Source organism: Umezawaea sp. Da 62-37, from assembly GCF_032460545.1.
In the GTDB taxonomy this organism is placed as follows: domain Bacteria; phylum Actinomycetota; class Actinomycetes; order Mycobacteriales; family Pseudonocardiaceae; genus Umezawaea.
Genome location: NZ_CP135965.1, coordinates 8,132,434 through 8,144,635 on the forward strand (window position 1 = coordinate 8,132,434; position 12,202 = coordinate 8,144,635).

Genomic DNA, 12,202 nt, shown 5'->3' on the forward strand with positions numbered 1-12,202 from the left:
GGCCCGTTTACAGCGAGTAGCCCGGATGTCGCTCGAAGACGTGGTGTGAGGGACACACGAAACCGGCACCCGATCCGGGGGACGGATCGGGTGCCGGCGGTGATGACCCTAGGGGGTGGTGTCGCGGTCGGCGATTGCTCGCAGGATCAGTGCCGCGTCCTGGACTTGTTCCTGTGTCATCGGTGGTCGTTGAGCACATATCTCCGCCCAGTAGGCGATTCCCGCTCGTTCGTCGTCGCTGAGATAGTCGCTCCGGTCGGTGTCACCTCCGGGTGTCGTGCTGGTGTCAGGTCCGGTCATTCGTGTGTGATCACCTCCTTTCCGACCCGCTGAGGCGGGTCAGGTGAACAGTCCGGCTATGCCGTTGATCGCGGAGACGATCAGTTGCACGATCGCGCCGGCGATCGTGGTCCCGATCGGGGTGCCCGCGAGTGCTACTCCGAGGGTGAACCCGATCAGAACGCCGATGATCTTCACCTTGCGGTGTTTGACCAGGTAGGCGATCAGCAGCACCAGCAGGAACGGCACGCCGATCGACACGGCCTGTGTGAGGTCGGTGGGCATGTTGTGTCACCTCCCCCCGCCGCTGTGCAGCGCCGCCGCTATCGCCGCGCTTGTGTAGCCGTTGCGGTTGCGGCCATCGCGCCAGACCTGTCCGGGCGTGACGCCCAGCGGACGCAGCACCGTGGAGAGTCGATCGGCGGTCCACCCCGTGTACCGGTCGTCCATCGTGGACAACCGGGCGAGGACTTCCGTGGTCCACAGTCGGTCGTCGGTGCCGAACACGGCCAGTACATCGGCCACCGTGCGCCGATCCACGTCCACCACCGTGCCCCCTGCCGACGTGCCGGTTCCGGGGCCCAGTGCGGGTATGGGGTGCCGCAGCGCCCGCGCACCCGCCAGGGTCGCCGTGTCGACCTGGGGGCGGTGTGGGGCCCTCTCAGCCGCCCGGGTGGCGGCTTCGGTGTCGTCCACCGTCCGGAACTTCGACAGCAGTGGTTCGCGGTGGTGCAACGCGTCGACGTAGGCGCGTCCGGCGTCCTGCGGGTCGTCGGCGGTGGCGGGGTTGAGCCGGTCGGGCCGCCACCCTTCCGCCGCCCGTCCCTGCCCGAACACCAATCGCACATCGGTGCCGCGACAGGGAAGGAGGATCTTCAACGCCGTGGTGTCGGCGATGGCGTCCCCGAGGGTGTCGCTGGTGGCCTCGCTGGCGGCGAGGATCAGTGATACCCGGGCCTTGCGGCCGACCCTCAGCAACTCCACGGCCGACGCTTTGGCGGTGTCGGACATCCGGGAGTACTCGTCCACCAGGATGACCACGGCGGGGTGTTCCGGGCTGACGACCCAGTCCGCCCCGGACATGCCCAATCGCGGCATCAGGCGGGGACGTACTTCGGCGTAGGCCAACGCGTCGGCCAACGCGTCCTCAATGCCCGCACGGGTGCGTTCGATCCGTCCGAGTGCGGGTGCCAAGGGGGCTTGTCCGACCCCGGCGGGGTCGAGGTCCCACACCACCGCGTCGCGGCACGCGGTGAGCGCGTCGGCGATCGACCGCAGGGCACCGGTCTTGCCCGCGCCGCTGTTGCCGATCACGACCCCGTGCACCCCCAACAGGGATAGGGCGAGGTCGGCCCCGTCGATGCACCCGCCCACGGTGAGCCGGTCCCGGATCGACACCGACCCCGGCGCACGCCGCAACGCCGGCGGCAACGTGGCGAACGGGTCCCGTTCGGCCAACCGCAGCACCACCCGGGCCCGCCGTGTCCGGTCCGCCGTCGCCAGTACCCCGCCTGCCGGGAGGTCGAGGGTGGTTTCCAGATCGGCGGCCTTGCCCACGATCGCGGCGGGGGTGCCCTTGCGCAGCACCACGGGCACCGTCCACCCCCACCGTTCCCGCACGGCCTCGCCGGCCATCCGCAGCGCGACCCCTTCCGCCCGCAGGGCACGGGCGACACAGTCCGCCGCTTCCGCACGGGTGTGCGCATCGGCCAACGGGTACGGGTCTTCCGGGCCCGCCCCGTCCTCGATCAGGTCGGGGACTGCCGACAGGATCGGTGCCGGCCGCACCACGTGACCGATCGCCGCGAACACCGCGACCACTACCGCGATGACAACGCCCTGACCTGCCTTTTCCGCCAGTTTCACAGCCAGAACGGAGGTCACCGCGGACACGATCAGGGTCACCGCGGACCGCACCAGTGCGGTCCGCGTCCACTCGTTGCGTAGGCGTTTCGCGGTGCCGTGCCGCTGGTCGTCACGCACCTGCCGGACAAGATCGGCGTAGTCGGTGATCGCGGTGCACCACCGCAACGTCCGCGACAGCACCCACCACCCGCCGATGCCCGCCCGGGTGGCCACCCACCACGCCACACGGGGAGCGTGGCGGGCGACGATCCGCAGTCCCTGCCACAGCAGGGCGGGCGCGCGGTGGCGCACCCACCCCGCCGCGTCCAACACCGGTTGGCGGGTGCGTGACCACACCCACCGCCGGATCGCACGGACCGTGCGGGCGGTGACCTGTGCGGCCACCGCCCACCCGGACCACCGGACGACCCGCATAACCGTTGCGGCACAACGGTTCCACGTCTGGCCTACCGCGACGATCACGGCCAACAGTCGGGGCCGTTCGGTCACCCACACCACCACGGCCGTGAGCACCAGGGCGTAGATGTCGGTGACCGCCTGGACCCACGACAGCGCCCGTGTTCGTGCGCGGGACCCGAGGTCCCGAACCTTGTCGAGGGTCTTCAACGGGCATCACCCGCCCCGGCGTCGATGCGCGGACCTCGCGCCGGCCACGCCTGCGACAGGTGGCCGTCGATGACGCCATCGACGGCGCGGACGAAGTCCGCCACGTCGACTGTCGCGGCCACCCGCACGGTGGTCACCGCCACGGGCATGGGGCCGATGCCGGCGGCCCCTTCCGGGCCGAACCCGTTGGGGCCGTAGCCCTCGATCGGTGCGGCCGGGGTCGCGTCGAGGTAGGCGCGGGCCCGCTCGTGCTCACCCGTGTACTCCGTCGCGATGTCCGCGACGCGTGCGGCTTCCCTGGCGATCTGCCGGAAGACCCATCCGGACCCCGGTCGGTCCGCGTGCTGTTCCAACTCCTCCCCGAGGTATCCGAGGTGGGAGAGACGTGCTGCTAGCTGGTCGATGCGTTCCACAGTGGTGGTGCCCTTCACTCGTCGGTACAACTCGTTCATACGAGTTGCCATACGAGTAGAACACACGGTCCGGTGAGTGTGCAAGCACTCGTTTGAACGAGTCGTATTGACAGGCGGTCAATATCTGTGGGTTGATGGGGACCGGCACAACGAACCCGCAGGTCGGGACGACCACACGGACCACGGAGGTAACCCGGATGGCCGCGAAAACCGAGACAACGACCAAGGTCGCCGCACTCACCCAGACACTCCGCGACCGCATCGCCGGCGGCGAACTCGCCCCCGGCGCACCCATCCCCAGCGAAGCGGAACTAGGCGTCGAGTTCGGTCTGTCACGCGGCACCGTGCGCAACGCGGTCGCCCAGCTCCGGGCCGAAGGATGGATCGTCAGCTACCACGGCAAGGGCTCATTCGTCCGCGCCAACGTGGACCGCCCCACCCACAACCACACCCGCGCACTGGTGACCCAACCCGATGGCACGGTCACCGACGTGGCCACCGACGGGACCACCGACATCGGCGAACCCTCCCAGTACCGCGACCAGGCAACCGCAGACCTCGCCCTGACACTGGGAGTCGCGGAGCATTCACCGGTGTTCGTCCATGATCGATTGTTGGCCGATCCCGCCGGCCGCAGGCAAGCCCACCGGCTCTACATCCCCCTGACAACCGCCGCACAGGTACCGGCGTTGGAAGAGAACCCTTTCGTTACGCCACAAGAGCTTTACGGCATCCTTGCCAGCGCCGGTCACACACTCGGATGGGCCGACTACGTCCGGGCCCGCGTCCCCGGACCGGACGACGTCGCCGCGTTGCGCATCCCCGAGGGCGGCTTGCTGTACGTCATCCGTCGCGTCACCCGCAACGCCGCCACCGGGGCCGTACTGGCGGTGGAGGAAACCCGCACGTCAGCTCATGACACACAGGTGGAGATCCCTCTTGCGGTCGCGTTGGCGGATATGAACGTCTGACTTGCGGGATAAGTGCCTGGGGTTCGCCGCACCAGGCATCCGCAGATCGCCACGGTTGGTCGCTGATATCAACGTCTTGATAGCATCTTCATTGCGATGATTCAACGCCAAGGCCTAGACGGGAGCCACGTGGCCAAGTACGTAGCGGCCGGGCAAGAGCATATGGCGCTGAAACAACTAGGTTTGGCATCCACTGAAGGCATGGTGCTGCAAGCAAGCCGGGACATCCACGTCTACATAATCGGCGTCAAAAAAAAGCCTGTGCATTAGCCCAATCGGGTCGCCAGATTTTGTTACAGGCTTAGCCAAATCTTCACCCGTACGGGTACTGTCGTCGGACGCGATCACCCACCGCACAGCCGACGTACGGGAGCGCTTGCTGACATGACCGTGACATACGATGGCCCCGCGTTCATGGACATCAGTTCCAGTTACAACCTGGACGCCGTGATCGTGACCATCCTTGGCAAGCTAAACGACAGATCCGTTCCTAAGGTCGCCACCGATTTCGCCCTGATCGATGACCCTTTGCCGCTGGTGGTCGACTTGTCCGGAGTCACCTACATCGGACTAGCCGCCCTGCGGTGGTTGGTGAAGATCATCAACACCACTGACGACCTTCGGATGGTTCCTTGCGAAAGGGTTATCCAAGCCCTCGATCTCATGGACTTGGAGAAGGTCGTGAGGTTCTACACCTCAGTCGAGGACGCCAACAACGGCGTAGGCGTATCCGCCCCACGATCCTGACCAAGGATGCCTCAGACGCGACCACGCGGCGACGGGGCCGACAGCCAGACACGCCGTCGTACCCCGTCACTCCACCCGCTCCATACGTCTCCGGTCAGGCCGCGTGTGGAGCGTGCCCCTTCGGTGGTATTGGCCCCCGATCGTCCCCCTGTGGGACTAGCACGCCACGTCTGACCATCTCCCGCATGACCATGTCTCCCAACGGTGTGAACGACACGTACACCGCAGGGCCACCCGCATCCGACAGTGTGGGACACACCGCCTTCACCAGGTGCGCCACCCCGGCGTTCTTGAACGCGGCCACCACATCGTTCGCAATTGCTTGCGACACGCGGAACTGCGCCACCAACCCCGCAGCCTCACCCGGACGGACCGGACGCGGCACAACCATCCGGTCCCAGTCCCATGCCACTCCATCACCGTGGCTCTGATTTCCTTGCACACCAAGCCTTTCCGCGTCGTCGCGTCCCGTGTCGCCCACCCGATCGGCACTCATGTGTCATCACCGCCCCTCGTGTCGACCGGGGACGCGCTACGCCGTTCACAGAACGCAGCACGGACACCCCCGATACCATCGGCATCGGGGGTGTCCGCACTCCCAAGGCGGGCCACCCGAACTCTTCGCGGGGAGAGGGTGGCCCGCCCCATCTCCCATAATCGTGGTCGAGCACACCATTCACCGGCTATGCCGAATCGCGTATACCCCTGTAACCAGCGGATATACCACGACGGAATAGTCGATCTTCACGCTTATACGTCAATAAGTCACTCGTAGTGGACTACGTTCAACCATTCGCGTGACAAAACGCCAGGACATCCGGCCTCCGGTCGTGCGATGGGTAACCAGCGCTATACCGAAGTCGATATAGAAACCCACCTGTTGGATCCGGCACGGTCATTACCGGACAGACCAAGCACGGTCACCCACGAATGTGGAGCGGTAATGACGACCAACGACACTCCTTCACAGGGCCCGCCGGACGACACCCCGGCAGTCCCACACGGCACCACCACCGCGTCCCCACCCGCTCTCCCTCCCTATGTCATGGCAGGAGTAGCGAGAATCATGATCGGTGAGGCGCTGCGCCCTGACGGCCCTCACGTCCCCCTTGATGAGGCTGTGCGCTGGTTGGATTTCCTGGACTCGACCACGCGCCCGGAGATCACGTGACCGGGTTCGAATCCGCACTGTTGATCATCGGGATTCTGATCCTCGCCGCGCAGTTGTTCTATGCGCTATCGCGAGGGTGGCCGACACGCGATCACGGGGACAGGTGACGAACAAATGATCTCTTTATGGCTTGCCGTCGTCGCAGCCGTATCCACCCTTGCCGTGGGGTTCGTCGGGGGCTTGACATGGCAAGGGCGGCCACATCGCAATACCCACAGTTTCCACGACTCCGCCGTATCGGTGACCGCAACCATCGAACGCGCTACTAGCAGGCACGCGGAAGACGACCCCGCCCGTGACGACGATCCGGACCACGATGATTACCCGGATGACGTCCGAGACGACATCGAACCCGAATACGAAAACGACCTTCACGAAGACGAACCCACAAATAGCGGTCATCCACCTGTGGAGATCAACGGGCCGGTAGTCCGCTACTACTACGCCCAACAACAGGACAGACAAGCCGTAGACCCGCACGCATACGACCCGGACAGGACAGTGCGGCTACCACCCGCGCGGATGCCACAACAACAGCCTACTCCGCTCCCTCCACTCCGGACGGCAACACGGAACAGGCCCTACGTCGAACACGCGGCAGGACGGCACGCCGTCCGCACGCATCGATAGGAAAACAGCCATGGCCGCGCCACGGAAAATCCCTTTATCGACTACCGGGAAACCCGCCGATAACATGGGGCCGGTCGTCCCGAATTCCCGCCCTGCCGGCATCGATCCGCCCGACGTCGCACAAGCGATGCGCACCTACTTTGGCACACGGAAAGACTGGACGGCTTTACCGAATACTCATCATTACATTTATGTGCCGAGTTTTCGAGGACGTGCACCGTTACGGGAAGACCTCGACGTGGTCCAACTGTCGTGCGTCACCGACGACCCCGATTTCGTATCGGTCGAATCCTGTGGCGTCTGGAACGGGTGTACACGACACAAGACCGAAGACATCGCTGTGCACTGGACCTCGCCGGACGGCTCACCATTTCTCAGTCGACTCGATCGTGTGCTGGCAAGACTCATTCCGCTGGCACACGCGCTCGACGACATAGGCGACTGTGTGATCTTCGGCGAATGTGCACGGGCGCTCAACGCACGCGAATCAGAAGAGAGAAACAACAAGATCGATTAGGACCCTCATGGTAATCACCCCAGAAATAATCTTCACCTCCGCAATGACTGTGATCATCTGGTCTTCAATACTCGTCGATCATTACGACATCATCGGACGGTATCAATTCCGTCGAATTGGCAGGCGGACGTACAGCGCCACGCGCGGAACGATCACCATACCGCGCGCTTATCCCGTGATCGGACACAATGTCATGACCTGCGACGGAAACGGGCGGATCAGCCGCACCCACCACTCCAACAGCGGAGCCGGGCAGACTTTCAGCAGGGAATGTGGCGGCTGCACCCATTGCCGCAATCCGGAACCCACGGTCGCAACAACAGTCGGATCCAACGCCAGGAAAACAGTGGACTTCCGCTTCTACTCGTAACCGTATCCTGGTCGGATAATCGAACCAGTGCGCACGCAAAAGACGGCAGTCCTTCTACCTCGGTCGCGTCAGTAAAACAGGTAATAAAGAGCCCGCGGGCACATGGGAACAATAGCGTGGTAACGAAGTCTCGGAGTAATGCTCGATGACGAAAGAACAAGAGAAGCTCTGCATTTGTCACCTGGACCCTGACTCGCGGGCGCGATTGGCGATGAAAATCCGAACGCGTTACGAAGCGGGCGAATCCATCACGAAAACCGCTTCTGCCATCGGTATATCAAGAGGATTCGCGAGGAAACTCATCGTGGAAGCCGGAGGGGACGTACGACCCGGCACCACAAGCAGAAAGCACGCTCACCCGCTTCCACGACATGAACTAGCCGCATTATTGAAACAAAAATACGAAGCAGGGGCACGGGTGGCCGACCTAGCCACGCCTGACATCGGATCCGAGGAATACGTACGGGTGCTACTCAGTGAAGCAAACACCACTATGCGCCCTCGCGGTCACCGCCCGGACCCCGAAAAGCACACGAAACAGGGGCTCTACTATCGGACCCGCTACGAATCCGGTGAAAAGCTGATAACCATAGCCGAATCGGCGGGCAGCAACCGGACGACCGTCACCAAGATGATTATCGAAGCAGGTGGAAAAATCCGCCGACGCGGATTCCCGTCGATTGCACAAACATCGGCACGCCGCGAACTTGCAGCCACACTAAGGCAGAAATACGAGGCCGGGGCCACGATCACCGAATTGGTGAACCCAGAGGTAGGCACTTTCAATACGGTCAAAAAGATGCTTACCGAAGCAGGAACCACACTGCGAGGCCGAACCGGACGTTGGCATGGACCCACACCGAAAGCCGGTGCGGCACACAAGTTTGAAGCGCAGTCCACAACATGAACACGAAAAAAACGGTCCCGCTGTCTGACGATCAGACGCTGAAACGCATGTACGAGCGCAAGGGTGAGACTGTTCGCCGCATGGCGAGAAAGATCGGCTGTTCCGAAGGAACTATAAGGAAGCGACTGCGACAAGCAGGCGTGACCTTCAAATCGATTGAACAGCGAACACAGGAAAGGGTCTACCCGCGCGCAGTCCTCCCCTTGGATGAGGAGTCGGCTAAAGCGGCCGGCAACGATGTAAGCATATCCATGACGGCCCGCATTGCCGTTCCCTTTATTGTGCTTCCTCAGCGCCAATGGAATTACCGTGACCTGATGCAGTGCACAGGATTGCACCGGAGCACGGTCAAAAAACATCTGGAACCATTGATCCAAGAAGGTTCCATGACAGTCATCCATGATGGCATCGATCCCATCGGGCGTTTCCGGAATCCGCGTTTCAAGATCACCACGGACGGCATCAACAAATTGAGCCCATGCGTGCGACATGCCGCTAATCGTGAATATCGGATTCAGGTCAACGTGATCCGACGGCAGGTAGACGCCAAATTCAGGTCACCGCAGGAACGCAGGAAGCCGCAGGAAGAATAACTACGGGAGTTCGTCCCACTGATGGAAAAACAACTTGCCGAGATAGAGCACCTCGACACCTAAGCGGACCGGACCATTCACATTTGTCCGGGCCCAGCCCTCGTAGCCCAACAGGCAGAGGCGGATGCCTTAAAAGCGTCTTAGTGCAGGTTCGATTCCTGCCGGGGGCACCAGGGGCTACGGAAAATGAAAGCGAGGTCGCGGTGGACCCGAAGACCCTGCGGGCGCATAACGAACAAATCTTGTTGCGCTTAATGATGGAAAGCCCATACAAATGGTGGACCATCAAGGAATTGGAAGGTTTCCTATTCCTTCATCGAGACACATTGAGAAGGTATCTCCGTGAAAGATCCGACATCGGCCACATAGTCAAAGATCACTTGGCAAATCCTGTCTTATATCGGCCGACATTGCGCGGCATGTGGTTCATATCAAAGGAACTGAATCTTGACTGATCGCCTTTGCCTGCAAGCCGACCCAACCACAGGAAAATTCTGTACAGAAAAAGAAGGTCATTCCGGGTCGCATGTTGCCAAGTCCGGTGCCCCTGCGCGGGAACAAGCGCGATGGCCGCAACAAAGTAACAACTAAGTCTGCCTTCTAGTCCTCGAATGCGGCGCATGACGTCTATGTAACGCATTCTGCCGGGAACTGCGGTTTTGTGTGGTGCTGGTGCGACAAGAAGCCCCCGCCTACGCGTAATAGGCGGGGGCTTCCTCGGTTTTCTGCTAGACGCTTGACCGTGGCATGCCGCGCCCCGGTAGGGCTGTCTCACGGGCGATACCCACCCAGGACCCTCCACACGCCTGCGGGCGCTCCAGACGTTCCACTCACGGCCTAGCGGTCTAGAACCTCTAAGCGCCACGTCAAGGTGCACATGGACAGTCTCGCGGGCCCCTAGGACGTTCTAGGCCTCTAGCGCTCGTCTAGACCGCCATCGGTCGGTTTAGGCCCATCGCCGCAGGTCACAGTTAGGTACCCAAATACCCCCTACCGGCGCGTGGGATGGGCCCCCGGATTCGACGCTACTTCGCGGGTCCGACAATTCCGGCTTTCCGGTGTCAGGGGCGTTCGCCATCCGGAATCGCGGGCGTTCTCAGTCGATCGCCCGCAACCCCTCCGGCAGCGGCGCGTCCGCGATGTGCGCGCGGATCATGGCGGTGAACAGCTCCGGCGCCTCACCGTTCCACGCGTGCCCCGTGCCCGGCGCGATCCGGGCCGAGCCCGAGGCGAACCCGGCGGCCAGTTCGGGCAGCGACCGGATGATCAGCTCGTTCTCGTCGCCGCCCGCCACCGCCAGCAGCCTGCACGGCGACGCGCCCGCCGCCGCCGGGACGCGGAAGGCCATCACGTCGCCGGTGACGCGCCCGATCGTCCCCTTGGCCATCGTCCGCGCCGAGGCCCGGTAGGCCTGGAAGTCCTCCTCCGGCACGCGGAGCGTCCGGGCGTTGGCGCGCAGCACCGGGGTGGACGTCGCGAACGGCGCCATCACGCGACCGGCGAACCGCATCACCGCCGGGTGCGGGAACGGCAGCACGTTGACCCCGCTGACGATCGCGCTCTCCACGACCTCCGGCACGTCCGCCGCGAGCCGGGCGGCGACGTACCCGCCCAGCGACAGGCCGACGACGTGCGCTCGGCCCGAGGGTGTCCGGGAGGCGATGACGTCCGCGACGACCCGGACGGTGTCCGACAGGGAGACCCAGGGGTGGTCGTTGCTGAGCCCGTGCCCCGGCAGGTCCGGGATCAGCACGTGCAGGTCACCGACCAGCGCGGCCGCCTGCTCGCGCCACATCCAGCCGCTGGTGCTCAAGCCGTGGAGCAGGACGACACCGGGCGCGTCGCGCGGCCCCGATTCGTTCACGAAGACCGTCATCGCGGAATCCTGCCACGCGCCGACGCCGCCGCGGATCCCCGCAACGGCGCGGATGTCCGCGACTAAAGTCGCAGGGACGCCAGCAGCAGGTCGGCGTAGTGCCGCCCGACCTCCTTCGCGGGCAGCGGCCCGTCCGGGCTGTACCAGGTGGCGAGGTGGTGCACCGAGCCGAAGTAGTAGTGCACCGTCAGGTCCGCGGGCACGTCCGCCCGGAACACCCCGGCGGCCTGCCCCTCCTCCACCATCGCGCGGAAGCGCTCGTGGTAGTTCCGGCGTTCGGCCCGCATCGCCAGCCGCTTGTCCTCGGCCAGGTGGTCGGCGGACCGGAAGTACACCTTGGCCTGGTCGAAGTTGTCGATGCTGGTGACGATCACGTCGGCCGCCGCGGCGTGCAGGCGTTCGGCGACCGGCTCCGGGCCCGCGGCGATCTCCTCCAGACGGGCCGTCTGCATGCGCAGGACGCTGCCGTAGATCTCGTGCAGCAGGTCGTCCTTGGAGTCGAAGTAGTGGTACATCGCGCCCTTGGTGACACCGGCGCGATCCACGATCTCCTGCACCGCCACCCGGTCGAAGCCCTTGGCCGCGAACAGTTCGGTGGCCGCGCCGATCAGGCGCTCGGGGACGGTGGCGTTGCTCACCGGCGAAGCCTACCTACCGCCGCGCGGAAAGCAGGATCCCGGCCAGCAGGGCGGCGATGTTCCACGCGTCGTCGTCGCCGCGGTGGTGGGTGCCCTCCAACGGCAGCCCGGCCAGGTCCAGCGCCTCGGCGAGGCCGACCTCGCGCGGCAGGTTCCTGGTCAGCGCGAACAGCGTCTTCACGTTGAGGTGCCGCGGGCCGAACGGGTAGTCGCCCTGGCGTTCGAACTGCTTGCGGTCGTAGTCGCCGTAGCTGGCCCACACGCGGTCGCGCGAGCGGAAGTCCTTGCGCAGCAACCGGCACGCGTCGGGGTAGCGGAGGCCCGACGACACCTGCGCGGCGGTCAGCGTGGTCAGCGAGGTGCAGAAGTCGCTGACGGAAGACCGTTCCGGCCGCACCAGGACGCTGTGCTTGCCGACGCGCGAACCGGACGCCACGTCGAGTTCGCACACGCCGATCTCGATGATCTCCGACGTCTCGCCGGGCGGCGGGTCGCCCTCCCAGCAGGTCGCCTCGACGTCGACCACGAGCATCGTGTCCAGTTTCACAACCGGATCGTCGCACGGGTCCACATCGGACGAAAAGCGGAAAACCCCGCGCGAGGGCGGGGTTCTCCACG

Annotated in this window: 13 protein-coding genes and 1 tRNA gene; 7 read left to right on the plus strand and 7 right to left on the minus strand. The window is 64.3% G+C overall.

Annotated features, from left to right (window positions below; all coding sequences use genetic code 11):
* Positions 1 to 339: 339 nt before the first annotated feature.
* Genes RM788_RS37600 through RM788_RS37610 form a run of 3 tightly spaced genes read right to left on the minus strand, consistent with a single transcriptional unit; the run spans position 340 to position 3,203 of the window.
* Complete coding sequence (locus RM788_RS37600; RefSeq protein ID WP_315924130.1) at positions 340 to 564, minus strand: hypothetical protein; 225 nt, start codon at positions 562 to 564, stop codon at positions 340 to 342.
* Positions 565 to 570: 6 nt separating this feature from the next.
* Positions 571 to 2,751, minus strand: coding sequence for a P-loop NTPase family protein (locus RM788_RS37605; protein ID WP_315924131.1), 2,181 nt, complete (start codon positions 2,749 to 2,751; stop codon positions 571 to 573).
* The gene (locus tag RM788_RS37610) at positions 2,748 to 3,203 is read right to left on the minus strand and encodes a hypothetical protein (RefSeq protein WP_315924133.1); all 456 of its coding nucleotides are present in this window, start codon (positions 3,201 to 3,203) and stop codon (positions 2,748 to 2,750) included. Before RM788_RS37610 ends, RM788_RS37605 begins: the two co-directional genes overlap by 4 nt.
* A 158-nt stretch (positions 3,204 to 3,361) precedes the next feature.
* Between RM788_RS37610 and RM788_RS37615 the strand changes: the two genes are divergently transcribed.
* The 3 genes from RM788_RS37615 (at position 3,362) to RM788_RS37625 (ending at position 4,882) form a co-directional block, all read left to right on the plus strand.
* The gene (locus tag RM788_RS37615) at positions 3,362 to 4,135 is read left to right on the plus strand and encodes a GntR family transcriptional regulator (RefSeq protein WP_315924135.1); all 774 of its coding nucleotides are present in this window, start codon (positions 3,362 to 3,364) and stop codon (positions 4,133 to 4,135) included.
* Between the two features lie 129 nt (positions 4,136 to 4,264).
* A complete protein-coding gene (locus tag RM788_RS37620; protein WP_315924137.1) occupies positions 4,265 to 4,405 on the plus strand; it encodes a hypothetical protein in 141 nt (46 codons plus the stop codon).
* 114 nt (positions 4,406 to 4,519) lie between these two features.
* The gene (locus tag RM788_RS37625) at positions 4,520 to 4,882 is read left to right on the plus strand and encodes an STAS domain-containing protein (RefSeq protein WP_315924139.1); all 363 of its coding nucleotides are present in this window, start codon (positions 4,520 to 4,522) and stop codon (positions 4,880 to 4,882) included.
* 1,294 nt (positions 4,883 to 6,176) lie between these two features.
* Here the strand turns inward: RM788_RS37625 and RM788_RS37630 are convergent.
* Positions 6,177 to 6,533 carry a hypothetical protein gene (locus RM788_RS37630; RefSeq protein ID WP_315924141.1) on the minus strand — a complete coding sequence of 119 codons (357 nt, stop codon included), beginning with the start codon at positions 6,531 to 6,533 and terminating at the stop codon, positions 6,177 to 6,179.
* Positions 6,534 to 6,693: 160 nt separating this feature from the next.
* Between RM788_RS37630 and RM788_RS37635 the strand changes: the two genes are divergently transcribed.
* From RM788_RS37635 to RM788_RS37650, 4 genes are all read left to right on the plus strand, one after another.
* Positions 6,694 to 7,200 (plus strand): hypothetical protein, encoded by a 507-nt coding sequence (locus RM788_RS37635; protein WP_315924143.1) that lies wholly within the window; start codon positions 6,694 to 6,696, stop codon positions 7,198 to 7,200.
* A gap of 515 nt (positions 7,201 to 7,715) precedes the next feature.
* Positions 7,716 to 8,477, plus strand: a complete 762-nt coding sequence (locus RM788_RS37640) for a helix-turn-helix domain-containing protein (protein WP_315924145.1) — start codon at positions 7,716 to 7,718, stop codon at positions 8,475 to 8,477.
* Positions 8,478 to 8,524: 47 nt separating this feature from the next.
* The gene (locus RM788_RS37645) at positions 8,525 to 9,070 is read left to right on the plus strand and encodes a hypothetical protein (protein WP_315924147.1); all 546 of its coding nucleotides are present in this window, start codon (positions 8,525 to 8,527) and stop codon (positions 9,068 to 9,070) included.
* Positions 9,071 to 9,166: 96 nt separating this feature from the next.
* Positions 9,167 to 9,243, plus strand: a tRNA-Leu gene (locus RM788_RS37650).
* Between the two features lie 923 nt (positions 9,244 to 10,166).
* Here the strand turns inward: RM788_RS37650 and RM788_RS37655 are convergent.
* From RM788_RS37655 to RM788_RS37665, 3 genes are all read right to left on the minus strand, one after another.
* Positions 10,167 to 10,946 (minus strand): alpha/beta fold hydrolase, encoded by a 780-nt coding sequence (locus tag RM788_RS37655; protein WP_315924149.1) that lies wholly within the window; start codon positions 10,944 to 10,946, stop codon positions 10,167 to 10,169.
* 62 nt (positions 10,947 to 11,008) lie between these two features.
* Complete coding sequence (locus RM788_RS37660) at positions 11,009 to 11,584, minus strand: TetR/AcrR family transcriptional regulator (protein ID WP_315924151.1); 576 nt, start codon at positions 11,582 to 11,584, stop codon at positions 11,009 to 11,011.
* A 13-nt stretch (positions 11,585 to 11,597) separates the two neighbouring features.
* Entirely contained in the window at positions 11,598 to 12,131 is a 534-nt protein-coding gene (locus RM788_RS37665) for a 3'-5' exonuclease (RefSeq protein ID WP_315924153.1), read from the minus strand.
* Positions 12,132 to 12,202: the final 71 nt, after the last annotated feature.